The sequence below is a fragment of the Hydrogenoanaerobacterium saccharovorans genome (assembly GCF_003814745.1).
Lineage (GTDB): Bacteria > Bacillota > Clostridia > Oscillospirales > Ruminococcaceae > Hydrogenoanaerobacterium > Hydrogenoanaerobacterium saccharovorans.
This window is the reverse complement of sequence record NZ_RKRD01000001.1, coordinates 1,760,670-1,785,986: the sequence shown is the minus strand read 5'-3', so window position 1 is coordinate 1,785,986 and position 25,317 is coordinate 1,760,670. Positions and strand designations below refer to the sequence as shown.

Sequence of the window (25,317 nt, the reverse complement as noted above, 5' to 3'; positions counted from 1 at the left end):
TTGTTTGTATAGTGTGTTTGTTAACTTTGAAATTACAAAGGGGAGAGAGGGTACATACCGCCGATTGGCACAGAAAACATCATGCCCATTCCTGGTTTTGCATCATCACCCAAAGTTTGCCGTACCGCTGTAACTGCTTTATCTAAAAGGTCATCACTTTCCAAAACAGTGAAAATAGTTTTATTAAAAGGTCTTGCACTGGTCAAAAAAGTCCTGAAGATGTTAACCATAGAATGGCTTATTTTGTCATTGTCTATCATAAAACCGGCCATGCCTTGGCTTTCTAAAATCGTTGCGCCCGTAACACCGGCTTGCATCAGCCCTGTTAAAATATCATCGAGATAGTCTACTTCGTTCAATACGATAAAAAGAACATGCATGGTATTGTCTCCTTACATTTTATTTAAAGAGATACTGCTTCTTGAGGGCATTCATTTTGAGAGAGTTCAGTCTTTTTATTCAATCCGTCCACTTCACCGGCCTTTTGTATGGCAATCTTCGCAAAAATGGGGCCTGTGGTTTCGTATACTAATACGCTGAACATGATTATGGTGGCGATAGCTTCAGCCTGCCCCGGGAACATCTGGCGTACAATTACAGTAAGTCCGATGGATATCCCCCCTTGAGGCAACAGAGCCAAACCTAAATATTTGCGAATAACATCCGGCGAAGAGGCGATTTTTGCCCCTGCCCAAGCGCCTGCCATTTTTCCACAGATACGAGCCAAGATATAGCCAACTCCAAGAAAGCCTACCGATGCTAATATGCGAAGATCTAAGCTGGCTCCTGCCAAAGTAAAAAACAGAAGATATAACGGTGGAGTAAAGCCGTTGAGTGAAGAAAACACTCGATTGGGGTTATGTTTTAAGTTTACTACCATTGTTCCTATCATAATACAAGCAAGCAGAGGTGAAAACCCCAGCCAGTTGGCAATACCTGTGGTGATGCCTATAACAGCCAATATCAGTCCCAATAGGCTTTCATTATCCGGTGCGAACTTACAAGCATAGGTGAGGATTAATCCAAAAACACTCCCTAAGAGCAAAGAGCCGGCAATTTCAATAAAAGGTTTTACAATCATAATAGCCAAAGGTTGTTCTGAAACACCGGTAACTATTTTTGCAACGGATACTGCCAGCCCAAAGATGATGATACCGAATACGTCATCCAGTGCTACAACAGGCAGTATGGTTTGTGTCAAGGGACCGCGGGCACGAAATTGGCGTATAACCATCAAGGTAGCAGCAGGGGCCGTAGCAGCGGACATTGAGGCAATGATTATGCTGAACACAAAGTTTTGCTGAAATAGATAATAAACCACAGAAAATACAACAACTACTGCTCCGATTACTTCAGCAAGTGTAATTATAAAAATTGCCTTGCCTAATTTCTTCATTTCTTTTACAATGAACTCACTGCCAATGCTAAAGGCAATTACCGCAAGGGCAAGTTCGCTTATAATTTCCAAAGCGGAAATATCTTGTTCAGATACCAGCCCTAAAAATGAACCACCTAGAAAAAGGCCTGCAAGTAGGTATCCCGTTACGTCTGGGAGCTTAAAGAATCGGGCAACTTTTCCTCCGACCAATCCGGCCAAAATTACAAGCCCAAGTTTTAACAGTATGTTCAATAGTTTACCTCCGTAAAGATTTTTATTTATCAATTAAACTAAACCACATATAAAAAACGTATCACCAAAATGGCATACGTTTTAACAATTGGCCCTTTAAGGGGCATATGTAATTGTACGTGGATGACAGTAAAGTGCACTTTTTACTGTCGAAAATGTAGATATATCTAAAAACATGATAGCATACCATTCATAAAAAGTCAAAAATGTGTATATTTGTTGAAAATATCTTATAAATATTTACTTATATGTATGGATAGAGTATAGTTGAATTAAGTATTGAACGAAGTAAACATTTAACATATTGGCGAGGTGTAAAATGAAAAAGAACAACATCAAACTATATAATTTAATCTTTCCCATATGGCTTTTATGGTTGTTCCCGATTACTTGGTTAGTGGTTTTGCCGGCAAATTTTCTTATAGATTTGATGGTTGTAGCTGTTACTTTAAAATATCTGAAAATACAAGAGATAAGGCAGAATATGAAGGCGGTTATTTTTAGTGTTTGGATGTTTGGATTTGCGGCAGATTTTATTGGTACTGCAGCAATGCTTTTGTCAAATATTATTAGTTTTAATTATGAAACGCAGTTAGGAAAATGGTGGTATACAAACATTACAAACGCTGTTAGTTACAACCCGTTTGAAAGTATATATGCTGTATTGTGGGTTTCCGGCTGTGTGATATTAACTGCTTTTTTAATCTATTTATTTAATTATAAATATTGCCTAAATAAAACTAATCTTGATAATACCCAAAAGAAAAAACTTGCCCTCTCGCTAGCTGTATTCACGGCACCTTACTTGTTTTATATCCCTACCGTTTGGTTTTTCTAATAGTATTTATATTTTTCTCAAGCGAAATTGAAATATATTTGATTATAAAAGGCGTATTTGCGGTAATCTTTTACTAAATATATGCTATTTATTAGTTGACGGCATGCAAACAGCCTTTGTACTTATTAGATACAAAGGCTGCTTGATAAAACGATAATATTATGTTTATGGCTTATTATCTTGTGAAAGTCTCAAATGGCTATAAAAACCTGAATAAGTTTAACAATTCAAAAAGAGATTTTTAATATAAGCTACGCTCAATGGTGGTCATGCTCTTCTGCTTGAGCAATTTCTTTTGTTTCTTGTACTGTACCGTGTGGATGTTGAGGCGGAGCGTATATTGTGTACAGTTTAAGAGGTTTATTACCGGTGTTAATTATATTGTGCCATGTGCCCGCAGGGACTAAAATTGCATAATCGTCTTTAACTTTTTGCTGAAAACGTAAATTTTGTTCGCTGTCTCCCATTTTAACCAATCCCTCGCCATCTTCGATGCGAATGAATTGGTCTACTTTGGGGTGAACTTCCAACCCGATATCTCCGCCGGGTGGGATGCTCATTAATGTAAGTTGTAAATGGTTACCTGTCCATAATGCAGTTCGATAATTATTGTTTTGCTTCGTTGCTTTATCTATATTCACTACAATTGGGTCAGGTCCGTAATCTTTTAATTTAATCATCTGTTGAGAAGCCATAACATTTATCGCTGGAGTTCTATCATAGTTATTATAAGGGTTACGCCTGCAATATTGCATATTACTCACTCCTTTCTATATTCTTATAAAATATCATATTCATTGTGTTTATAAAATGTGCGGTATCGGTAACCGCAATTTTACTATTGACGCAGGCTTTTAATTAAGCTATGGTTTGTATATTAAAAAAGAATCTGTTATGTACTTTAAAATAAGGAGACAGACAAAATGAAATATATCTCTACCTTGATTGCGGTAAAAGATTTAGAAAAGTCAAAACAGTTTTACCATGATGTTTTGGGGCTGGATGTAATTGCTGACTTTGGAGCAAATGTTACTTTAACAGGGGGCATTGCTTTGCAGACTTTGGATACATGGAAAGATTTTATTCATAAAGCAGATGCAGATATTGTTTTTGGCAACCATGCAGCAGAGTTGTATTTTGAAGAATGTGATATGGATGCTTTCGTTGATAAAATAACGGCATTAAACTTTATAGAGTATGTTCACCCATTGTTTGAACACACTTGGGGGCAGCGGGTTGTCCGCTTTTATGATTACGATAAACACGTTATTGAAGTTGGCGAAAATATAAATGCAGTAGTAAAAAGGTTTATTGAGAGCGGGCTTTCTGTAGAAGAAACAGCTGTACGTATGGACGTCCCTGTAGATTATATTCAATCGTGTTTAGAATAATAGTGAGAACATTTTAAAAATCCTGTGATGATGCAAATTTTGATTAAAGAATACAAGAAAAGAAGTTTTCTTACAATATAAAAAACCGTATAATCAAGCTGCTTGCTTAGATTATACGGTTTTTGTTTGCAAACTTCGATATTACCAATTATTAATCGTTTTGCTTGTAACGTTTTGGCATTTCGGTTACTCTAATAAAGTAAAAGGGGGGAGACACCATGCGTAAGAAAGACGAAATAGAAACGATTTATTATAGCTATTCGGATGATATTTACAAATATCTGCTTTCAATGTGTCGTAATTCTGCTGTGGCAGAAGACCTTTTGCAATCCACTTTTTTAAATGTGATAAAAGGAATTGCAGGTTTTCGAAATTCCAGTACCATTAAAACCTGGATATTTACAATTGCACGCCACGAATATTTTCGTTGGCTAAAGAAGAATACTCCCTCTTTGCCGTTGAACGAAGAAATTCCTGCAAATTGCAATATAGAAAATGATTTTGAGCGTTGTGACCAAACAAAAAAGATTTTAGAGTATCTTAATGCATTGGAAGAACCGAACCGCTCACTCATGATTTTACGTTTGACAGGTGACCTAACTTTTAAAGAAATCGGTACCATGCTTGGCAAAACCGAAGGGTGGGCAAGAGTAACCTTTATGCGCACAAAATATAAGCTGATACAAGATTTGAAGGAGGACTAATCATGGAAAAAATGAGCTGCAATGTAGTTCGAGATTTATTGCCGCTTTACGCCGAGGGGTTAACTTCAGAAGAAACGAATACTGTTGTACGGTCACATCTTGATGAATGTAAAGTTTGTACAGAGTATTATGCATGTTGCAACACAGATTTAGATTTGAGGATAGATAAACCCACTAAGTCCGACCGTAAAATTATCCGTTGGATGCGGTTGAAATTTTTATGGTATTTGTTTTGGCCTTTGTTTTACGGGGTGTCTTGGCAGTTTGGCTGGCAGAATCAAACTCTGAGGCTCATGATTGAGGCTTTAATCGTTGTTTTTACCCTTCCGTTTTATTCGAGCTTTGAAATTAATTTTGATCCTGAAAAAAGAAAAGAATACTACAGCAGAGAAGAAAAAAACATCAATTCAGGCAAGAGCTCATTGTTTTCGCAGGCAGTTTTTATGTCACTGCCAATACTTATACCGGTATTATTTGGAGTTATTCCGCTTATTATAAAAGAACTTATAAAGTCATAACCTTAAAGTATCAAAGTTTAATTTTAGGTGTAGTTTGTATGACTTTGCATTATAGTTTACAAAAATGAAAGGATAAGTTTTAATTACAAACAATTTACTTAATTACCCAATTAATGTATGATAGTAGTATTAAATTTAGTGAGGTGCATTACAAGGTGTATTGGGTAATTAAAGATGTTTATATGAATGAAGACAACTGCAAGTACGTGAGCTATGGTATTGCTACGGACGACTATTCTATTGGAGACGTTTCTACTGTTCAAGAGTATGTAGAAGAACTTGTACACCTGTGTAATAAATATAATCTTAGTAAAGAGCATTTAGCAGATGTAGTTGAAGATTCGATAATTGAATAAGGGCTGTTTTTATATCAAAATTAACTTGTGGTTAACTAAATTCTAACAAATAAAAGCGCTTTTGGCTTAAAAGCGCTTTTATTTGTGTAAGTTACTCGTCTTCTGCAATTTCTTCAAGACAATGTATTAAGTCTTGCATAGTGTAAAGTTTAACATTTTTTTCTAGGATGGTATTTTTTAGTTCTATTGGTAATGATTCGAATTTATCTGCAAGTTTTGGGTCAACATAAGACATAAAATCACCTCTGTATTAGGTTTCCCGCTTGTTGAGTAATTATTTATAGCAGCATAGAATTTAGGATATACATTTAAATCAAGGTGCCAAGCGTTTAAAAAAATGAGAGTAATAAGATTGCAGGCGATGCTGCTCAAAAGATACTAGTCCCAATAATCTCGGCTTACCAATGTGTAATTTAATACCGACGTGGCGATACCCCAAAGTGGCAAACGGGATTTTTGTAACAATATCATTTCCGTTTTCAATCCGCAATGTTTTAAACACTCTTTTGTTGTACGATTTTTTAAATGCATTGTTTCCCACACGAGGGCATCCGTATAAAAACACCTCATAATCTTTGGAGGGAAAGTTGTATTGTAAATCAACAGCACAAAGCACGGCTAGTGCGGCGCCGTAAGAATGGCCGGTAACTCGTATGTAATGAATATCCGATGGTATTAGTTTATGGATTTCATTCCGTATACCTGTACTTTTATAAGCATTTATAAAGCCTGTGTGAACTTTAATTTTCGAGTTGGTATTTCCATAAGGGATAATTTTTTTCCAAAATGTGAAATCAGTTAACCAATCTTTCTTGGAGTCGGTGCCTCTGAAAGAAATGGTTAAATGAGGCTTTTTTATATAAACATAGCACTGAATATCGGTTGCATGGTCATCGATAACCACGGTTTGTTGATTGGGTAATTCGGTATGTTCGCTGTTGTATGCAAGGGCAGATAATTCCATCATATTAATTATGTCTTTTTTTGTCATATACCTCACCCCTGTAAAAGTTCAGGTAAACATATAACCAATAAACATGTAGATTGGTGTAAAAGGTGTACTGCTGCAATATTATATGTATGCCATTAATTCTACGATATTCTTTAGACAAAGTCTAAATGTAAAAAGTGAGGTGTTTGCTTTTTTGCTTAGAGAGCAACTGCCTTTAAAATATGTGCTCCCCACCAATTTGAAAGTGCTTTTGGAAAATTATTTCTCTTCAAAATGTTTTTATTCTGGAAGGATCAACGCGCTATACTTGTCATTTTAGACAAAATGTGATTTAATATATAAAAAGAACTGTGATTTTTTGGATGATTCTTTGCTGCTTACGCATAAAGGGAAGAAAACACCAAAGTGCGGTGATAGAATGATAAACTCAAAAATAGGAAAAACGAAAAGTATATTTCAAAAGCAGTTGGAAAAACAAGCGCTGAAAAAAATAATATTATTAGTTATTGTGGGATGCCTGCTATTTTGCATCCCTATTTTTGGGCTGAATTGTTTAAACTTACATTTTAATGTAAATGAACACCTCAATTTTTTAAACCGAACCTTTGATAAAGCATATAACAATACGGCAGAATTTTTAAAAAGCCCCGAAAATGAGAAAGCTTTTGTACGCTGCATTACCACCGCATCTGACGGCAGAGAGGTGCAATATTCCCTTAGCAAGCATAACGTTGTCGGCCCGGTGAGAATCAATTTAATTTTGATGAATCGGAACAGAAATATTGTATATACCAGCTTCAGCGAAGATAATATGAACCTCCACAGAATAGAATTTAACAAAATTGTAGCGGATAATGTCTTGAAAAACCCCACGTCGATTTACAATACTGTTTACTATTTTCCCGGTGAACATTCGGAATATGTTTTTTCAAAACCATTGTATGCAGATGGAAATTTGATTGGTTTTATAGCGGTTTATTTAAACGGCAATGACTGGAGCAAGCTTTTTTCTGATTACCAGTATGACAGTATCATTACAAATCTAAACGGCGATATAATCTATTGCTCTAAAAACGGTTTTTTACCCGAACGCAATACCAATAAATTTAAAGAGGAAATAAACCGGCATGTCATTACAATCAATGGTATTCGATATTTATCGTCTGCACGTATTTTACAAGATAAAAAGGCAGTGCTCTATTCCTTTATTTATTCATCCGAAAATTCCCTTTATATTGTCACCGGGGTAGTTACTATCATATTCTTGGGGAGCATTGGGTTGGTGATGTTCTTAAAACTGTCGCAGATGATGGCGGCAAAAAATGCGGAATCGGTAGGAGCTTTGGTAGATGAAATGCGCATTATTCGCCACGGTAACAACCAACATGTTATTCAAATTAACTCAGGCGACGAATTTGAAGAAATTGCATTGCAGATTAATAAAATGCTCAAAAGTATTAATGATTTGAACACAAAAAATACTGACCTTATTAAACTAAACAGCCTGATTGAAATGCGTAATTTGCAAACACAAATTAACCCACATTTTATTTACAATACGCTGGATAATATTAAATACTTAATTCTATTGGATGGGAAAAAGGCAGCTCATCTGATTGAAAAATTTACGCACATTCTGCGATACAGCATTAACAATACAAAGCAGGATGTGTTTCTTTGGGAAGATATTTTGTACATACAAGATTACCTATATATTCAAAGAACAAGGTTTGGTGACCGGTTTTTGTGCAGCATAGAAATAGACCCATGCTGTAACGAATACAAAGTACCAAAGCTTCTGTTGCAGCCCTTAATAGAAAACAGCATAAAATATGGGTTTAAAAAAAAGATGAACCTCTCGGTTAGTATCAAGGGCTGGTGTGACGGCAAATATTTATGGCTTTCTGTAAAAGATGATGGTCCCGGTGTTTCGAACGATACATTGGAGACATTGCAGAAATTGATTGTTTCGGAGGAGATTAAAACCGAGCACAACGGGCTGCAAAATTTGTGCAGACGAATTATATTGGAACACGGAACAACCTGCGGGCTTTTTATTGACAGCACAGAAGGAGAATCGTTTACGGTTACAGCAAAGCTTTTACGCAAGGGGGAGAGCAATGTATAGCGTTTTGTTGGTGGAAGATGAAGACATTATACGTAAAGGCATTAAGCATTCGGTGCCGTGGGAAGAACATAATTGCATTGTAATAGGCGAGGCTCGAAACGGTATTGAGGGAAAAGACCTTATCCAAAAACTAAACCCGAATATTGTTATTACGGATATTAACATGCCGGTGATGGATGGACTGCAAATGATTGCGGAAACAAAATGCCAAAACGACTATGTTGCCATCATTCTCACAGGATATTCGGATTTTGAATACGCTAAAGAAGCCATCAAAAATGGTGTGTCCGATTACATACTGAAACCGTTGAATATGGAAGAAATAGCAGAAACATTGGAACGAGCTGCGTTGGAGTGCAAAAATATCAGCGTTTTAAGAAAGCAGAACGAAAGCGTTGGGGAGTTAAAAAATATTTCTTTATTCTGCAATACGGAACTAAAAGAAGCAAGTGATGACCCTGTGGTGGAGCAAATATTAAAAATAATAGCAGAAAACTACTCTAAAAAAATCACACTTACCGATTTATCGGATATACTGCATTATTCCGACCGATATATTAATCAAAAATTTCAAAAAGCGTTGGGCACAACGGTAATTGAATACTTGAATCGGTACCGCATTCAAAAGGCGCTTTCTTTTTTGCAGGAAGATCAGATTCCAATATCCGACATCGGCTGGGAATGCGGAATCGGAGATTACAAGTATTTTAATCACGTTTTTAAAAAATACATCGGATGTTCGCCCAAGGAATACAAAATTAAAATTCGATAAAAAAGATACCGAACAACATAGTACTATTGTTCGGTATCTTTTCCATTTGTTCGTTAATTTGGGTATTAATTTTATGCAATATTGCTATAAAATAGAGGTAAGAGGTTAAGTAACCAAAATATGAAGGAGGATTTCTAATGAAAAAAGCAATCGCAATGGTATTATCCTTGATTATGGCCATTTCTGTGGCAGGCTGTTCTTCTACTCCAAAAGCAACATCCGAGAAAGACAGCACCGCAGCGTCCGACTCACAGTCTGAGGCAAAACAAGGCGGCGGTAAGCTGGTTATCTATTCACCAAACTCCGAGGGTTTAATGAATGCAACCATTCCTCTGTTTGAAGAAAAATATGGGGTTGATGTAGAAATTATTCAAGCCGGTACGGGTGAATTAGTAAAGAGAATCCAATCTGAAAAAGAAGACCCTTACGCCGATGTTTTGTTTGGCGGGTCATGGTCTTTGGCATACGATAACAAAGACCTTTGGGAGCCGTATGTATCCTCGAACGATGCCAGTGTATGGGATGCATACAAAAACACCTGCGGCTTTATTACCGGCAACGTTCTGGACGGCAGCTGCCTGATAGTAAATACCGATTTAATCGGAGACATCAAGGTTGAAGGTTATGCCGACCTGCTCAATCCACAGCTGAAAGGCAAAATTGCAACTGCAAATCCTGCAAACTCGTCTTCTGCATTTGCACAGCTTACAAATATACTGCTGGCAATGGGCGGTTATGAAAACGATGCCGCATGGAAGTATGTGAACGATTTGTTTGCCAATATCGACGGTAAAATCTGCGAGAGTTCCTCAAGCGTTTACAAAGGTGTTGCAGATGGCGAATATGTTGTAGGTTTATCTTACGAGGACCCGTGTGCACAGCTTGTAAGAGACGGTGCTCCTGTAAAAGTAATCTACCCTAAAGAGGGTGCAGTTTATCTTCCCGCATCTGCAACCATCATCAAAGGCGCCAAAAACATGGATAATGCAAAACTTTTCATTGATTTTATCATCAGCGAAGAAGTGCAAAACATTTGGGGTACCACATTAACCAACAGACCCGTTCTTAAAAATGCAAAAACAAGCGATTTCATGACGCCGGTGTCTGACATAAAAGTTATTGAAGAAGATATCCCTTATGTAAGTTCGCATAAACAAGAAATTGTAGATAAGTTTACCGATATTTTTACAAGTCTTCAGAGCAAATAGCAATCATTGACTGCGGAGGGACAAAATGAGTAAAATTTTAGTACAAAACGCTGTAAAAAAATATGGAAACAATACGGTTATTTCGGATCTGAATGTAGAGATTAAAGGCGGTGAACTCTTTACTCTTCTTGGTCCTTCAGGCTGTGGAAAAACCACGCTGCTGCGGATGATTGCCGGTTTTAATTCTATTGAGGGCGGCGACATTTACTTTAACGATACGCGCATCAATGATATGGACCCCAGTAAAAGGAATATTGGCATGGTGTTTCAAAACTATGCCATATTCCCCAATATGACCGTGCGCGATAACGTTGCTTTCGGTTTAAAAAACAGAAAGATGGAAAAAGAAAAGATAAGGGAAGAAACCGAAAAATACCTAAAGTTGATGCAGATTGAACAATATGCAGACAGAATGCCCAATCAGCTTTCGGGCGGACAGCAGCAGCGCATTGCTTTGGCTCGTGCACTGGTGATTTCACCGGATGTTCTGCTTATGGATGAACCCCTCTCCAACTTGGATGCAAAACTGCGGCTAGAGATGCGCAGTGTTATCCGCCATACACAAAAAAATGTGGGCATTACTACCGTATATGTAACGCACGACCAAGAAGAGGCAATGGCAATCAGCGATACCATTGCTGTTATGAAAGACGGTGTAATCCAGCATGTGGGAACCCCAAAAGAAATTTATCAAAGACCTCGAAATGTTTTTGTGGCAACTTTTATTGGCAGAACCAATATTATACCCGCTAAAACAGAACAGGGCGTCGTAGTTTTTCCCGGGGGATATCGTGTAGAACTGGAGTGCCTAAAACAGCAACAAAACGAAGATGTTCTTTGCTCGATTCGTCCCGAGGAGTTTATTATCAGTGCTGCCGGCGGTGATGGGATAAAAGGTGTGGTGAAAGAATACACCTACCTTGGCCTTAATACGCATTATGCTGTGGAAACCGAAAGTGGCGCAGTGGTAGAGATTGTGGAAGAATCTTCAATAGAGGATGAATTAAAGCCCGGGCAGAACGTGCTGCTTCAAGTGAAAAAGCATAAGATCAATGTGTTTGACAAAGAAGGCAACCAGAACCTTGTAAGGAGCGAAACTTATGAAGGACAATAATAAATTTCGTTTAGACATTTGGGGGCTGATTACTCTTTGTACGATTGCGGTTTATGCACTGTTTTTACTCTACCCTATGGCTCATTTAATTCAGCAATCGGTTATTGACAGGGAAACCGGACAGTTTACGATGGTAAATTTCGTAAAATTTTTCTCAAAAAGCTATTATTTTGATACGTTGCTGAACAGCTTTAAGGTTTCAATCGCTGCAACCGTTTTATCTATCTCAATCGGAACTCCGTTGGCGTATTTGTTTTCTGTTTATAAAATCAAGGGCAAATCGGTGCTTAATATTTTAATTGTTGTGGCATCCATGTCTGCGCCGTTTATTGGTGCATACTCTTGGATTTTGCTTTTGGGAAGAAGCGGCGCAATTACAACATTTTTTAAAAAGTTTGGTATTGCCATTCCTGATATCTACGGATTTGGAGGAATTGTATTGGTAATGTCGCTGCAGCTTTTTCCGTTGGTGTTTCTGTATGCAAGAGGAGCATTAAAAAATATCGACAACTCGTTGATTGAGGCAGCAAATAATTTAGGCTGTTCGGGCATAAAATGCTTTTTTAAAGTAGTAATACCCCTTATCATGCCCACACTGCTTGCCGCATCATTGTTGGTGTTTATGCGCTCTTTTGCAGATTTTGGTACGCCGATGTTGATAGGTGAGGGTTACCGTACATTCCCGGTGGTGCTTTATACCGAATTTATCAATGAAGTTGGCGGAAACGACGGCTTTGCAGCGGCAATCGCAGTTATAGCAATTATTGTAACCACGATTGTTTTTCTGGCACAGAAATATGTGTCCAATAAAAATGCATTTGCACTAAATGCATTGCATCCAATTGAAGAAAAATCACCTAAAAAATCACAAAAAGTTTGGGTGTATCTGTTCAGCTATTTTGTTGTGGGCGTTGCCATTTTACCGCAGGTTTATATCACTTATACATCCTTTAAAAAAACCACAGGTAAGATATTTGTACAGGGTTACTCTCTCAAAAGTTACATATCTGCATTTGGTAAGTTGGGCAAAAGCATACAAAACACCATCATTATTCCGTTAATGTCGTTGGTTGTTATTGTACTGCTGGCTATTCTGATTGCTTACCTTGTTGTAAGACGTAAAAACGCACTTACCAACGCGGTAGATATTATTTCTATGGTTCCTTATATCATACCGGGTACGGTATTGGGTATTGCCCTGCTAAACGGATTTAATCAGCGCCCTATGTTGCTGAGCGGGACAATGCTGATTATGGTAGTTGCGCTGGTTATTCGCAGGCTGCCCTATACCATTCGTTCTTCTGTTGCAATTTTGCAGCAAATACCAATGAGCATAGAAGAAGCTGCAATTTCGCTTGGCGCTTCTAAAATGAAAGCCTTTTTTGGCGTCACTGTCCCTATGATGACAGCGGGCATTGTATCCGGTGCAATATTAAGCTGGGTTACAATGATAAGCGAATTATCTACAGCGATTATACTTTATACCGGTAAAACAAAAACATTAACAGTTGCGGTTTATACCGAGGTTGTTCGCGGCAATTACGGCATAGCAGCAGCACTTTCTACCATTCTCACAGTGCTAACTGTAATATCGTTACTGATGTTTAACAAGGTAAACGGGGGAAAAGAATTCAGTTTATAAATAAAAATATTTTATATCGTAAACTAAAAACCGCCAGAGTGATAAACTCTGGCGGTTTTGTCTATTTGGTGATTATTCGACAGTTATTTTAAGCTGATTTGTTTTCTTATTTAACACTTAAAGTTATTCTTTATAATCAAGTTTAACTTCATAACAAAACCCTGACTTGGCCTCAAAAATGAAAATATCATTGTTTTGTTTTACATCAACGCGGCTTCCATCTAATAATATATGGATATTTTCGTGATATTTTATTTTAACTTCACTGTCCTGCATACATTTAATGTTAGCGTAGGTCAAACGGTGTTTTTTCCAATATATATCTACTTCACAGCCACCCCGTGCACGTAATCCTTTTACATATCCTGTTTCCCACTCCTGTGGAAGGGCAGGGAGCAATTCCAGCATACCAAGATGGCTTTGAAGCAGCATTTCTGCAATTCCTGCGCAAGCACCAAAGTTTCCGTCTATCTGAAAAACCACTTGCTCATTTTCACGTTCACCTAATGGTGGGTGAAGACCAAACAGATTAGGATATACCGATTTTTTCAAAAAACAATTTACATAATTAGAACAAATTTCTGCCTTGCCTAAACGCGCACATAAATTAATGGCCCAAGCACAGCTCCATCCGAAAGTTCCGCTGCCATGAGAGAGCCTTCGTTCCAACAGCCGTTCAAATGCAAAGGCTATTTGTGGTTTTTCATAACGGTTAATCAAATGTGCAGGGTGCAGTGCATATAGGGGCGAGAAGTGCCGATGCCCCAAATCTTCTTCCTTATAATCTTTACCCCATTCCAGAACTTGCCCCTGCTGTCCTATCGAAAAATTAGGCAGTAAGGGGGCTGCTAAGTTTATGTCATCAACAATTTCGTCGCTTATTTTAAGGATTTTGCAGGCTTCAATCGTGTTAGCAAATAATTCCAGAAGAAGCCCCAAATCCATAGCTGAAGAATAAGTTACACTGCTAATTTCACCTGATGATGTATAATAAGTATTTTCAGGTGAGGTTGACGGGCAGGTGTAGAGTTTCCCGTTTGAACCTTCACAAAGCCAGTCTAAACAAAATTTTACTGCTTGCTTCATAATGGGTAAAGCTATTTGATGAAGAAAATTAGTATCCTGCGTAAAACGATAATGCTCGTAAAGGTTTGAACACAGCCATACTCCGCCCATAGGCCAATACGAATATTTGGCAAGCCCTTTTACAGGCGCTGTATTGCGCCATAAATCAACGTTATGGTTTACAACCCAACCACGGCAGTGGTATCCTTCTTGTGCGGTTTTCTTCCCCGCTACGCTCAGTTCTTGCAGCATACGAACAAGCGGTTCATCACATTCTAAAAGGTTGCATACGCCGCTGTGCCAGTAATTCATTTGAGTATTGATATTGGTTGTCCAGTTACTGCTCCATGCAGGGCGCATTTCTTCATTCCAAATGCCTTGCAGATTTGCAGGTTGTGAGCCATTTCTAGAGCTTGCAATTAGAAGATATCTTCCGTATTGAAACAAAAGTTCTATCATTCCAAGGTCTGTTTTTCCTTGCCTTATTTGTTCCAGCCTTACATCTGTAGGGAATTCATCGTGTGAGTTTTTTTCTAAGCACAATTCCACGCGGTTAAATAACGCAGTATGATTATTGATATGTATGTTTTTAAGGTCTTTGTACGGCTTTTGTGTAGCATGTTGTAAAATAGAACGGCAAATTTCATCCAGTGCATCGGCACACTTCTCGGTCGGTTTGTCGTACCCTTTAAAACCATCTGCGGCACAGAGGATAATATGCAGTGTACTTGCGGCGGTTACTCTTAAAAATCCGTTTTCTACTGAGAGAATGCCATCTGTTTTAACACGAAGTCGCACTTGAAATGCCATTCCCGATTCAGAAGCATCAAATATAATTGGGTTTTCACATTCGATGTAATTGGGTATTACGTGCGATGGTGCATTCCCACACATCACCACTTCATCATTTTGGGTATATGTTTTGTGCTGCAAAAGGCTGTCAAGGTGCAAAGATATGTCCAAAAATTTTGGCTTATCTGCGGTAATGTGAACCGATAGTATTTTGTCTGGATTAGAGCAAAATACTTCACTGCAAATTTTATTGCCGTTTGTAATAAATTCAGTTTTAGCTGTCCCGGTTTTTAAATCCAGTTCTCTGCGGTAACTGCAAACATCACCAATATTGTTGTAGATGTACCTTAGGTTACCAAGCGGCTGATAAGATTCATTCCATGTATCGCCAAGCATTTTGTTTTCTATCAGTTTTTGCGCGCTTAATGTATCACCTAAAAAAACAAGTCTTTGAACTTCTTTAATAAGGGATGCCGGTACTTTATATTCCGATTGCTTTGGTCCGCCTGACCAAAGCGTATCAAGGTTGAGGCTGATTCGTTCCTCGGGTACCCCCCCGTATACTATACCGCCCAAACTGCCATTTCCAACCGGCAGTGCACTTGCAAACGTATCGGCGCATTGCCGATACCATAACTTTAGATTGTGCATGATTTTACTCCTTCACCGCGCCCGAAGCAACGCCGTTTACAATATATTTTTGTGCAAATATAAAAATTAAAATAGATGGAATAGAAATGAGAACCAATGCGGCATTGTAACGCCCTAAATTCTGCCCGGTGAGACCATAAGCTCCTTTGAATGAGTTGACAGCTACAGTGGTAGTGTAGAATTTATCTTTTGTCAGGAACATTAACGGAAACAGAAAATCCTGAAAAGACCACATTATCTGCAGTACCCCAAGGTTAATCACAGCTGGTTTTGCCAGAGGAAAATAAATTTTAAAAAACACCTGCCCCATATTTGCACCGTCTATATTTGCAGATTCCATAAGCTCTTGAGGCAAACTATCAAAGTAGTTTTTCATCATAAGCAATCCAAACGGCAAGGTGATAGTAGCCTCGGCAAAAATTACTGCAAGGGGAGTATTGTAAATATGCATTGTTTTAAGTATGTAAAAAAACGGTACAATTAATATTGGGCCGGAAACTGCAAGGCACATAATGCACAAATTGTAGATAGTTTTTTTACCCGCAAAAGAAATTTTAGAAAAACTAAAACCTGCAAGCGCGCTGACACTTACTACAAGAAAACTGCTGCCTATTGCATTGATGACTGAATTTATGAAGTAACGCGAGAAAGGAACATCATTGACACGGTTATTCATAACAAATGTATAATTTGCAAATCCATTTACTTTAAGAGAATTTTTTATTAAAGAAAACACCGGCAATGCCCATAGCAATGTGAGTAATATTAAAAAGAAGATCATCAGTTTACGTTGGTTTTCATTTATTTTGAACAAGTCAGTTTGTAATTCGGTATGTTTTTTGTGTTGCATAGTTTGTCTCCTCTCTGCTATTGTAGTGCTGATGTTCGATTTGCCAGTTTCATTTGAATAAATGAAATAGCAAATGCAATTAAAAGCACAATGATAGCTGCTGCCGAAACAATGCCAAGGTTGGAACCCGCAGACCGTGTAGCGCGGTAGATGTAGGTACCAATTATCTCGGTAGACCCGCCGGGGCCTCCGTCTGTCATTAAATAAACACGTTCCATTTCGCGAAAACCGCCAAGCAGCATGGAAATAATGATGGTTTTATGAGTATTTTTTAGCATAGGGTATAATACCAAAAACAAAACTTGATGAAATTTTGCTCCGTCTATGGTTGCAGCTTCCATTACACTTGGGCTTATGGTTGTTAAATCGGCTGTATAGTACATAATGGGGATACCGATTAAAAAAACAGAAACAGACATTACAGACCAAATTGCCAGATTAGGGTCAGATAACCAACGCTGAGTCAAGCCACCCATACCTAAAAAACGTAGCAGTTGGTTGAATGTTCCTTCTTTATATTCCAGCATAGAACTGAAAACAGCTGCCATTAAAGCAATAGGCAGCATGGATGGTACAAAAAACAGCGCATGAAAAAAACGCTTCAGACGAAGTTTAAAATTAAGAAAAACAGCTACCACATACCCAAGAGTCAAACCCGCGAAGATATTGGCAAAGGAAATTAAAAAAGTATTGAGCATAGAACGATAGAAGGCAGCATCCTGCAGTACGGTTTTATAATTGTTTAGCCCAACAAATCTAGGATGTTTAAATGAAATAGTTACAAAGTGAAAACTGTTTTTAAACAAAAAATAAAAGCTATATAGCAAAAAGCAGGCAAAAACAATCAGCAGAGGTGCAATAAATAAATATCCGGCTTTATTGTTGTTTTTATGTAAGGCGCGGTAAGTCTTTTTTGTTGCCTTGCTTTGTGTAAGTTTCATGTCGTCACCTCTCCGTTACAAGTATAAATTTTTTGCGGGCGCTTTCTTCATTACAGAGGAAACGCCCGCTGCATATGTTACTGATATTTTCCGCTGGTCCATTCTGTTTGAAGTGCCTTAACTTCTTCTTCAGCAGTTGAGGTGTTGCCCACTACTTTTTGTACCGACGCTCCTTCGATATCCGAATATCCGGATACATTGTTGCGGTCTGCGGTTGCAGTGTTCATTAATTCTATAAGTTTATTCCAACCTGCTTTCGCATTTTCACTGGTTAGCATAGTTTCATCCATTGCAAAATCTTTTTTGCCAGGTGTGCCCATAAACTGTTTTGCAAGAGTATCTACACCTTTGCCAACTGTGCAGTAAGCAACAAATTTAGCAGCTGCCTCTTGCTTTTCTGAGTAGTTTACAATACCGATACCCGCATCAAGGTAAGAGCGTACAGCAGCGTTTCCGCCTTGTTTTACAACAGGTAGTGCCATTGCGCCAACGTCACCCAGCTTAATGCCTTTTTGCTCGCGCAGTTTGGATGACAAAATAGGAGCTTCCCAAGAGCCCATGTACCATACCAAAGCATCACCAGCTGCAAAAATCTCTGCGGCACGTCCGCCGTCAAGGTCAAGCAAATCTTGTGTAAAAATATCTTCGTCAAAAAATTGTTTAAAACCTTTAAACGCAGTAATAAATTCTGGGCTGTCTACACTTGCTTTTTCGTATCTCCATTTGTTATAATAATCCCCTTGCTGCCCTAAAACGGTAAGCATCATTTCATCCATAATCCAAGATTCTTTACCGCCAAAAACTCCTGCATATTTGTCAGGATATTTTGCTTTTAAAGCTTCTGCCACTTTTTTATACTCTTCAATGGTAGCAGGAACCTGCATATTAAGTTCTTTTAAAAGGTCGGCATTGTAGTAGCCAATCATAGAACCACTGTTTACCATAGCAAGAAATTTTAAATTACCCCCGGTTAAATTTTTGGATTTTTCAATGCAGCTTTCTGAATATACAGCTGCCCAGTCATCTCCTGCCTCTTTTTTTAGCAGAGGGTCGAGGTCGCTTAAGTAATCGGAAATTTCTGTTGCAAAAGCTGTTGGCTGAACCCCAATGATATCGATATTTTCTTCGGAAGCAAGTGCCAAAGGTACCTTTTCTTGAAAGTTCTTACTTTCCATCACCGTTAAATTAATTTTAATATTGGGGTTTTCCTTTTCAAAGTTAGCAATAGTTTCTTTGAATTGATCCGAACTTGGAAACCATGTCCAGTATTCCAGAGTTACCGGAGAATCGGATCCATCAGCCGGCTGTGGAGATGATGTGCTTGGTTTGACCTTTGAGCTGCACCCGGTAAAGCTGGACACAATCACTACACCTGCAAGAATCATGCTGAGTAACTTCTTCATAACGAACCTCCTATTATTTTAAATAAATTTGATTAAAAATGAAACGGTTCATTTATGCTGATTAAAAAAACAGCAATGATTCGCTGAAAAAATGAAACGGTTCATTTATTGCTATAACAATAACATATCATAAAGTATAAGTCAACATTTTTTTCACTAAAATGTTTATTTTTCTGTTTAATTTATCTCTTTTTTGTTTATCTTTACAATTGCAGTTACTTGTTGTATGATACCTTTAAGTGCAAAAACGAAGTTAGGGGGCAGGTGAATGGCTGCAACAATCCGAGATGTAGCACGGGTTTCCGGTTTATCTATCGGTACCGTATCCAAATTTATAAACGGCGGTAAAGTAAAAGAAAACAACCGGATATTAATTGAAAATGCAATAAAAGAGCTTGATTTTAGGCCTAACAGCCTTGCAAAGGGGCTTAAAAGTGCAAAGTCTTATACTGTGGGTGTGATAGTACCCTCACTTTTGTCTACCTATACGGCGGTTGTTGTTTCTGCAATTGAAAAGTATCTGCAAGAACTGGGGTATAGCTCCGTGATTTGTGCTTGCCAACTTGATGAAGAAGTGGAATTAAACAAAGCACAGTTTTTAATTGATAAAATGGTAGACGGAATTATTCTGCAACCCCATTCTGGCAGCGGAAGACAAATTGATTATATCAAGAGCTGCGGTATTCCTCTTGTTTGCTTCGATGCTTTAGTGGCAGGGCATGAAACCGACGGTGTAGTTGTAGATAACATTGAAGCAGCCTATATTCCTACCAAACGTTTAATTGAAATGGGCCATAGAAAAATTGCAATTGTATACGGTGACGATATGTATACCTGTTTTGGCCGTTTGGATGGATATAAAAAGGCTTTGGCAGAATATAAAGTCCGTTTAAACGACAATTATGTTTGTCGTCAGCCTTACACAATGCAGGGCGGGATTCGAGCAATTGATTGGTTGTTCGGGTTGCCTGACCCTCCTACTGCTGTTATTGTAACAAGCTACGATATGACATTGGGTGCTTTTGTCCAAATAAATGCGCATAACTTAAAAATTCCGGAAGATATTTCGATTATAGGATTTGATAATCTTCCGCTTGCAGAAGCAATCAGCCCTGAGTTGTCTTTGGTTGAACAGCCAATGGAAGAAATGGGAATCAGCGCTGCAAAGCTGCTTCTTAGACGAATGCTGGGCGACCACAAAAAATTCCCTGAAATTATTGTTCATAAAACAAAGCTGCATATTAAAGGCAGTGTTAAACACATAGTACAAAGTAAATAAATCATCAATTTTTATATCTTTTTGTAAAATTGATTTTTCTATTAGTTGGAACATTAATATGAAGAGTGCTTAAAATCTCTATTATTAAGCACTCTTTTCTTGTTTATCACAATCTTATTACATTCATCAAATATGCGGGGTTATTGGGATTGCACTTAAAAAATATGCTTGTGCACTTTACACTATAGGTTAGCCAATATTAAAAAATGATAGAGTTTATCGAAACTTCTATTGACACTTATTGAAAAACGCTGTATCATAATAGTTGGTTAGCAAAGGCTAACCTAATTTTAAACCTATAGGTTAGCGTTAGCTAACTTTCTGGAAGGTGGAAAGGACAATTATGATGCCTTTAACATTTGCAAAAGCAGGGGAGAAAAATTTGATAAAGAAAATTGGAGGTCGGGATGAAACCAAGCGACATCTGAATAATCTTGGCTTTGTGGAGGGTGGCGAAGTATCCGTTGTTTCCGAAATTGCCGGTAACTTGATTGTCAATGTCAAGGAATCTCGCATTGCTATTAGCAAGGAGATGGCAAACCGAATTGTTGTAGCTAATATCTAAAATAAATCGAGAGGAGAAAATGCTATGAATACCCTAACAGAAGTAAAAACAGGGCAAACCGTAAAGGTTGTCAAGCTCCACGGTGAAGGTGCGGTTAAGCGTAGAATTATGGATATGGGCATTACCAAAGGTGTAGAAGTAAACATTCGTAAGGTAGCTCCCCTTGGCGATCCGATTGAAGTAAACGTTCGTGGTTACGAGCTTTCTATTCGCAAGGCTGATGCGGCAATGATTGAAGTGGAAAACACTTGAAATGGAGATTGCGGGAATAGTCATAAATGACTTTTTAGGGGGCAACTCCGTTTTTGCAGGCTATTAGGTTAGTTAAGACTTACCAAATTTGATTCGAGGAGGAAAAAAGATGTCGATTACAATTGCACTTGCCGGGAACCCAAACAGCGGCAAGACTACATTATTTAATGCACTTACAGGTTCCAATCAGTTTGTGGGGAACTGGCCGGGTGTTACAGTTGAGAAAAAAGAAGGTAAGTACAAAGGCAACAAAGATGTTACCATTACAGACTTGCCCGGTATTTACTCCCTTTCACCGTATACTTTGGAAGAGGTCGTTGCGAGAAATTATCTAATTACCCAACGCCCCGACGCTATTCTCAATATCATCGATGGTACAAACCTTGAGAGAAATTTATATCTCACAACGCAGTTGGTTGAGCTTGGCATTCCCGTTGTTCTTGCTGTCAATATGATGGATGTTGTTGAGAAGAGCGGCGATAAAATCAATATTAAGCAATTATCCAAAGAACTTGGTTGTGAGGTAATCGAAATTTCTGCACTGAAAGGCACAGGTATTACACAGGCAGCGGAAGCCGCAATCAAAGTTGCAAAGGCAAAAGGTTATACCATTCCCCAGCACAGCTTTAACGGCAGTGTGGAACATGCGATTGCCCATATTGAGGAAGCTGTCGTACATAATTTGCCACAAGAACAACAACGCTGGTATGCAATCAAGCTGTTTGAGCGTGATAATAAAGTTCAGAAACAACTAAAACTTGATGAGAAAATAATCGCTCATATTGATAGCGATATTAAAAAGTGCGAAACAGAACTTGACGATGATGCAGAAAGTATTATTACAAACGAAAGATATACCTATATTGCTTCCATTATAGGCGGATGTTACACAAAAAAGAGCAAGGGTAAACTCACCACGACCGACAAAATCGACAAGGTTGTTACCAACCGTTGGGCAGCACTTCCAATCTTTGCAGTGGTTATGTTTATTGTATATTTTGTTTCGGTATCCACTGTTGGTACATGGGCAACAGACTGGGCAAATGACGGCGTGTTTGGCAACGGTTGGCACTTGTTTGGTATCGGTTCGTCTGCATATTCTCAAGCGGCGGATGAATACGCTGAGCCTGCCGCAATGGTTGATGCATTTGAAAGCGCTGCGAAAGAAGCAGGACTTGAGCTTGATGCGGCAATTGATTTGACCACAACGGCTTATATGTATGATGACGGCGGCAATGTGGAAAAAGAAATTCCCGTCACATATGCTTCTTATTCCGAAGCTGCTGCATTGAAAGAACCCGACCCTGCCAATTACGGTGTTTGGGTACCTGGTGTTCCGGTTCTAGTCGAGAACGGATTGGAAGCTATCAACTGTGCAGACTGGCTTCAAGGATTAATTCTTGACGGTATCATTGCAGGTGTCGGTGCAGTGCTTGGGTTTGTACCACAGATGCTTGTTCTATTCTTATTCCTTGCATTCCTTGAGTCCTGCGGATATATGGCGCGTATCGCATTTATTATGGACAGAATTTTCCGTAAATTTGGTCTTTCGGGTAAATCCTTCATCCCGATGCTTATCGGCACTGGCTGTGGCGTTCCTGGAATTATGGCAAGCCGAACCATTGAAAATGACCGTGACCGCAAGATGACGATTATGACTACAACCTTTATTCCCTGTGGTGCAAAGCTGCCAATCATAGCGCTTATTTCCGGTGCAATGTTCGGCGGCGCATGGTGGGTAGCACCAATCGCATATTTCATTGGCATTGGTGCAATTGTTGTTTCCGGTATCATCTTAAAGAAAACCAAGCTATTTGCAGGAGAGCCTGCTCCGTTTGTTATGGAGCTTCCTGCATATCATATGCCAACCGTTTCAAATGTTCTTCGTTCTATGTGGGAGCGTGGTTGGTCGTTTATAAAAAAAGCAGGAACCATTATCCTGCTGGCAACAATCTTTGTTTGGCTTGCATCCAACTTCGGTTGGGAGAATGGCTCGTTTGGTATGGTCGAAATGGACGCAAGCATTCTTGCTGCAATTGGTAACCTGATAGCCCCTATCTTTGCTCCGATTGGTTGGGGTAACTGGCAGGGTGCTGTGGCGGCAATTACCGGGCTTATTGCAAAAGAAAATGTTGTTGGCACCTTTGGCGTTCTCTTTGGTGGATTTGATGAAGTTGCAGAAAATGGCTGGCAGATTTGGACGAATATGCAAACGACATTTACATCTCTTTCCGCATTCTCGTTCCTTGTGTTCAATCTACTTTGCGCACCTTGCTTTGCAGCAATGGGTGCAATTAAGCGTGAAATGAACAACGGTAAGTGGACGGCATTCGCAATTACTTATCAATGTGTGTTTGCATATGCAGTATCGCTTATAATCTATCAGTTTGGTATGCTGTTTACAACAGGAGCATTTGGCATAGCAACCGTATTTGCGATAGCAGTCGTAATCTTTATGGCTTATATGCTGTTTAGACCGTACAAGGAAAGCAACAAACTCAAACTAGCCGTAAAAGTTTAGCAAGCAAAGGCACTATGGAAATCAATCCATAGTGCCTTTTAAAAAGAATAAGACCATAATCATTCCTATTCATCATCTTCAATATTAGCCCATTCCGGAATTTTATCTTTCTTTTCTTTGCCTTTCGGTATATCATCATTTGTTAGCTTCTTTTCTGGTGTATAATCCATTTTTACAATACGCTGATAGGGGAAAGCAACCCCGCTTTTATCGAACATTTCTTTTACCGCCAGTCTCATGCCACGCTCCACTTGCCATTGTTTCATTGAATGCACTTTGCACATAACACTGATTTGAACAGATGAGCTTTCAAATGCGGTAATACCTTGTACAACGGGCGGTTCTTTTATAACATCCATATTCTCGCTTGCATATTGTTTTACGGCTTGCTCAATCAGCTGCATAATCTTTTGGGTATCGGCTTCGTACGAGGTGGATACGGTAATAATTGCTACATTATCGCCGCGCGAGTAATTTACAACACGCGAAATTGTACCGTTGGGTATAATAACTTGTTCGCCTTTAAAGGTTCGCAGATAAGTAACCCGCATTGCGGTAGCCTCTACAGTACCCTCAAAGTTATCTGTTTTAATGTAATCTCCCACCGAAAACTGATTTTCAAACATCATAAAAAATCCGGTTACAACGTCTTTCACCAAGCTTTGTGCGCCAAAACCGATGGCAAAACTGCCCACGCCGGCAGTTACAATCAACCCTTTCATACTCTCGAATAGGTTGAATTGTTTCAATATCAGTAAAATAGCTATAAAATAAACTACATAACGTGCTGCACTTCGCAATAAGGTCATCATTGTGTCAATGCGTTTACCTTGTTTTTCACTACGGTGGTACATCTGCTTTTGCATAGCGGATTTGGTACCGCGAGAAATAAGGTATAATGCCAGCTTGGCTAAGATGAGGATCGCAGCTATCATCATCAGATTCCATAAGAGTTCGCCTGCATTATCTTTAAAATAATCGGCAACGTGATCTAATTTTTTTAAGATTTGCCCGCTGATGCTAGCCGGAGTTTCCAGCATGTCGTTTGTAATATTCGATGTCATCTGATTAAACCTCCCGCAATAGCTACAGTTCAATTTTAAGCTGCCCATAACCTTTACCGCTGTAATAATCGAGTAGTACGGTGGATTCATCTGACCATTCAATACGGTATTGACCATGTGAAAATGGTTGGTAACTGTCGTTGGTACCCACACGGTAATTCAATTTGCGTTTAAAAATGCCAAATTCAAGTTTATATACATCTGCCCAGCCCGAACTGACCAGTGCACTTTTTTCTCGAATAACCAGTGTATTGCTTTTTTGCGGAGAAGTAAAATAGTACTCTGCAGAGTCATTGTTAATCAGAAAAAATGCCGCATTGCATACAATCAGTAAGCCTGTAACGAAATATAGCAATACACGGCGTTTTTTTATTAAAAACAGAGCGGATATAAGTATAATAAAGTTAAGCAGTTGTAAAGTTACAGTACCTATCAGATAAATACCCGCAAACAGTTCCAACCCTAACAAAATTGTACGAATAATAAGGCTGCTCCAAAATACGAAAAAAGCAATTTTACGTGTTGTCGGGCGAGGTTTGTGTTCCATCAACTTCATTTTTACCACCTTATTTAAAGAGAACTGTTGGCTGTGCAATCAATTTGTTTCTTATACGAAAAAGTATACCGCATAAGTTATCTATCGTCAAATGAACTTTTGCATTCATCGAAACACAGCGCTAC

At 38.6% G+C, this 25,317-nt stretch carries 25 protein-coding genes; 14 read left to right on the top strand and 11 right to left on the bottom strand.

Annotation, left to right across the window (positions count from 1 at the left end):
* Nucleotides 1–32: 32 nt before the first annotated feature.
* Nucleotides 33–380, bottom strand: a complete 348-nt coding sequence (locus tag EDD70_RS08390) for a hypothetical protein (protein WP_092751111.1) — start codon at nucleotides 378–380, stop codon at nucleotides 33–35.
* 23 nt (nucleotides 381–403) lie between these two features.
* Nucleotides 404–1,630 (bottom strand): cation:proton antiporter, encoded by a 1,227-nt coding sequence (locus EDD70_RS08385; RefSeq protein ID WP_092751113.1) that lies wholly within the window; start codon nucleotides 1,628–1,630, stop codon nucleotides 404–406.
* Nucleotides 1,631–1,949: 319 nt separating this feature from the next.
* On the opposite strand from EDD70_RS08385, the gene EDD70_RS08380 reads away from it, so the two are divergent.
* Complete coding sequence (locus EDD70_RS08380; protein WP_092751115.1) at nucleotides 1,950–2,468, top strand: hypothetical protein; 519 nt, start codon at nucleotides 1,950–1,952, stop codon at nucleotides 2,466–2,468.
* Nucleotides 2,469–2,725: 257 nt separating this feature from the next.
* Here EDD70_RS08380 and EDD70_RS08375 read toward each other — a convergent pair whose 3' ends face one another.
* The gene (locus tag EDD70_RS08375) at nucleotides 2,726–3,223 is read right to left on the bottom strand and encodes a cupin domain-containing protein (RefSeq protein ID WP_092751117.1); all 498 of its coding nucleotides are present in this window, start codon (nucleotides 3,221–3,223) and stop codon (nucleotides 2,726–2,728) included.
* A gap of 168 nt (nucleotides 3,224–3,391) precedes the next feature.
* Here EDD70_RS08375 and EDD70_RS08370 point away from each other — a divergent pair, with 168 nt between their 5' ends.
* The 4 genes from EDD70_RS08370 (at nucleotide 3,392) to EDD70_RS15345 (ending at nucleotide 5,437) form a co-directional block, all read left to right on the top strand.
* Nucleotides 3,392–3,859, top strand: coding sequence for a VOC family protein (locus EDD70_RS08370; RefSeq protein ID WP_092751118.1), 468 nt, complete (start codon nucleotides 3,392–3,394; stop codon nucleotides 3,857–3,859).
* A gap of 218 nt (nucleotides 3,860–4,077) precedes the next feature.
* Nucleotides 4,078–4,563: an RNA polymerase sigma factor gene (locus EDD70_RS08365; protein WP_092751120.1), complete on the top strand. Its 486-nt coding sequence runs from the start codon at nucleotides 4,078–4,080 to the stop codon at nucleotides 4,561–4,563.
* 2 nt (nucleotides 4,564–4,565) lie between these two features.
* Nucleotides 4,566–5,081: a zf-HC2 domain-containing protein gene (locus EDD70_RS08360; protein ID WP_242943065.1), complete on the top strand. Its 516-nt coding sequence runs from the start codon at nucleotides 4,566–4,568 to the stop codon at nucleotides 5,079–5,081.
* Nucleotides 5,082–5,194: 113 nt separating this feature from the next.
* Complete coding sequence (locus tag EDD70_RS15345; protein WP_423230111.1) at nucleotides 5,195–5,437, top strand: DUF6514 family protein; 243 nt, start codon at nucleotides 5,195–5,197, stop codon at nucleotides 5,435–5,437.
* A gap of 91 nt (nucleotides 5,438–5,528) precedes the next feature.
* Here EDD70_RS15345 and EDD70_RS08355 read toward each other — a convergent pair whose 3' ends face one another.
* Together EDD70_RS08355 and EDD70_RS08350 are read right to left on the bottom strand one after the other, a co-directional pair.
* On the bottom strand, nucleotides 5,529–5,672 hold the full coding sequence (locus EDD70_RS08355) for a molecular chaperone GroEL (protein WP_092751124.1): 144 nt from the start codon (nucleotides 5,670–5,672) through the stop codon (nucleotides 5,529–5,531).
* A 78-nt stretch (nucleotides 5,673–5,750) separates the two neighbouring features.
* The gene (locus tag EDD70_RS08350) at nucleotides 5,751–6,428 is read right to left on the bottom strand and encodes a lipase family protein (protein ID WP_092751125.1); all 678 of its coding nucleotides are present in this window, start codon (nucleotides 6,426–6,428) and stop codon (nucleotides 5,751–5,753) included.
* A 379-nt stretch (nucleotides 6,429–6,807) separates the two neighbouring features.
* Between EDD70_RS08350 and EDD70_RS08345 the strand changes: the two genes are divergently transcribed.
* The 5 genes from EDD70_RS08345 (at nucleotide 6,808) to EDD70_RS08325 (ending at nucleotide 13,253) form a co-directional block, all read left to right on the top strand.
* The gene (locus EDD70_RS08345; RefSeq protein WP_092754419.1) at nucleotides 6,808–8,517 is read left to right on the top strand and encodes a sensor histidine kinase; all 1,710 of its coding nucleotides are present in this window, start codon (nucleotides 6,808–6,810) and stop codon (nucleotides 8,515–8,517) included.
* Nucleotides 8,510–9,289 (top strand): response regulator transcription factor, encoded by a 780-nt coding sequence (locus EDD70_RS08340; RefSeq protein WP_092751127.1) that lies wholly within the window; start codon nucleotides 8,510–8,512, stop codon nucleotides 9,287–9,289. The genes EDD70_RS08345 and EDD70_RS08340 overlap by 8 nt, the downstream gene beginning before the upstream one ends.
* Nucleotides 9,290–9,426: 137 nt before the next feature.
* Nucleotides 9,427–10,497 (top strand): ABC transporter substrate-binding protein, encoded by a 1,071-nt coding sequence (locus tag EDD70_RS08335; RefSeq protein ID WP_092751129.1) that lies wholly within the window; start codon nucleotides 9,427–9,429, stop codon nucleotides 10,495–10,497.
* 25 nt (nucleotides 10,498–10,522) lie between these two features.
* On the top strand, nucleotides 10,523–11,611 hold the full coding sequence (locus EDD70_RS08330; RefSeq protein ID WP_092751131.1) for an ABC transporter ATP-binding protein: 1,089 nt from the start codon (nucleotides 10,523–10,525) through the stop codon (nucleotides 11,609–11,611).
* Nucleotides 11,598–13,253, top strand: coding sequence for an ABC transporter permease (locus tag EDD70_RS08325; RefSeq protein ID WP_092751133.1), 1,656 nt, complete (start codon nucleotides 11,598–11,600; stop codon nucleotides 13,251–13,253). Before EDD70_RS08330 ends, EDD70_RS08325 begins: the two co-directional genes overlap by 14 nt.
* Nucleotides 13,254–13,376: 123 nt before the next feature.
* Here EDD70_RS08325 and EDD70_RS08320 read toward each other — a convergent pair whose 3' ends face one another.
* The 4 genes from EDD70_RS08320 to EDD70_RS08305 all read right to left on the bottom strand — a co-directional run bounded on the left by EDD70_RS08320 (nucleotide 13,377) and on the right by EDD70_RS08305 (nucleotide 18,955).
* Entirely contained in the window at nucleotides 13,377–15,761 is a 2,385-nt protein-coding gene (locus EDD70_RS08320; protein ID WP_092751135.1) for a glycoside hydrolase family 95 protein, read from the bottom strand.
* Nucleotides 15,762–15,765: 4 nt separating this feature from the next.
* The gene (locus EDD70_RS08315; protein ID WP_092751138.1) at nucleotides 15,766–16,611 is read right to left on the bottom strand and encodes a carbohydrate ABC transporter permease; all 846 of its coding nucleotides are present in this window, start codon (nucleotides 16,609–16,611) and stop codon (nucleotides 15,766–15,768) included.
* Between the two features lie 17 nt (nucleotides 16,612–16,628).
* Entirely contained in the window at nucleotides 16,629–17,552 is a 924-nt protein-coding gene (locus EDD70_RS08310; RefSeq protein WP_092751140.1) for a carbohydrate ABC transporter permease, read from the bottom strand.
* A 77-nt stretch (nucleotides 17,553–17,629) separates the two neighbouring features.
* A complete protein-coding gene (locus EDD70_RS08305) occupies nucleotides 17,630–18,955 on the bottom strand; it encodes an ABC transporter substrate-binding protein (RefSeq protein WP_092751142.1) in 1,326 nt (441 codons plus the stop codon).
* Between the two features lie 268 nt (nucleotides 18,956–19,223).
* Here EDD70_RS08305 and EDD70_RS08300 point away from each other — a divergent pair, with 268 nt between their 5' ends.
* From EDD70_RS08300 to feoB, 4 genes are all read left to right on the top strand, one after another.
* Nucleotides 19,224–20,234, top strand: a complete 1,011-nt coding sequence (locus EDD70_RS08300) for a LacI family DNA-binding transcriptional regulator (protein WP_092751144.1) — start codon at nucleotides 19,224–19,226, stop codon at nucleotides 20,232–20,234.
* A gap of 343 nt (nucleotides 20,235–20,577) precedes the next feature.
* Complete coding sequence (locus EDD70_RS08295) at nucleotides 20,578–20,799, top strand: FeoA family protein (protein ID WP_092751146.1); 222 nt, start codon at nucleotides 20,578–20,580, stop codon at nucleotides 20,797–20,799.
* A 24-nt stretch (nucleotides 20,800–20,823) separates the two neighbouring features.
* Entirely contained in the window at nucleotides 20,824–21,051 is a 228-nt protein-coding gene (locus tag EDD70_RS08290) for a FeoA family protein (protein WP_092751148.1), read from the top strand.
* Nucleotides 21,052–21,160: 109 nt separating this feature from the next.
* Nucleotides 21,161–23,572: a ferrous iron transport protein B gene (feoB, locus tag EDD70_RS08285; protein WP_092751150.1), complete on the top strand. Its 2,412-nt coding sequence runs from the start codon at nucleotides 21,161–21,163 to the stop codon at nucleotides 23,570–23,572.
* A gap of 65 nt (nucleotides 23,573–23,637) precedes the next feature.
* On the opposite strand, the gene EDD70_RS08280 is transcribed toward feoB, so the two are convergent.
* Nucleotides 23,638–24,636, bottom strand: coding sequence for a mechanosensitive ion channel family protein (locus EDD70_RS08280; protein WP_162840762.1), 999 nt, complete (start codon nucleotides 24,634–24,636; stop codon nucleotides 23,638–23,640).
* 22 nt (nucleotides 24,637–24,658) lie between these two features.
* Nucleotides 24,659–25,192 carry a hypothetical protein gene (locus EDD70_RS08275; RefSeq protein ID WP_092751154.1) on the bottom strand — a complete coding sequence of 178 codons (534 nt, stop codon included), beginning with the start codon at nucleotides 25,190–25,192 and terminating at the stop codon, nucleotides 24,659–24,661.
* Nucleotides 25,193–25,317: the final 125 nt, after the last annotated feature.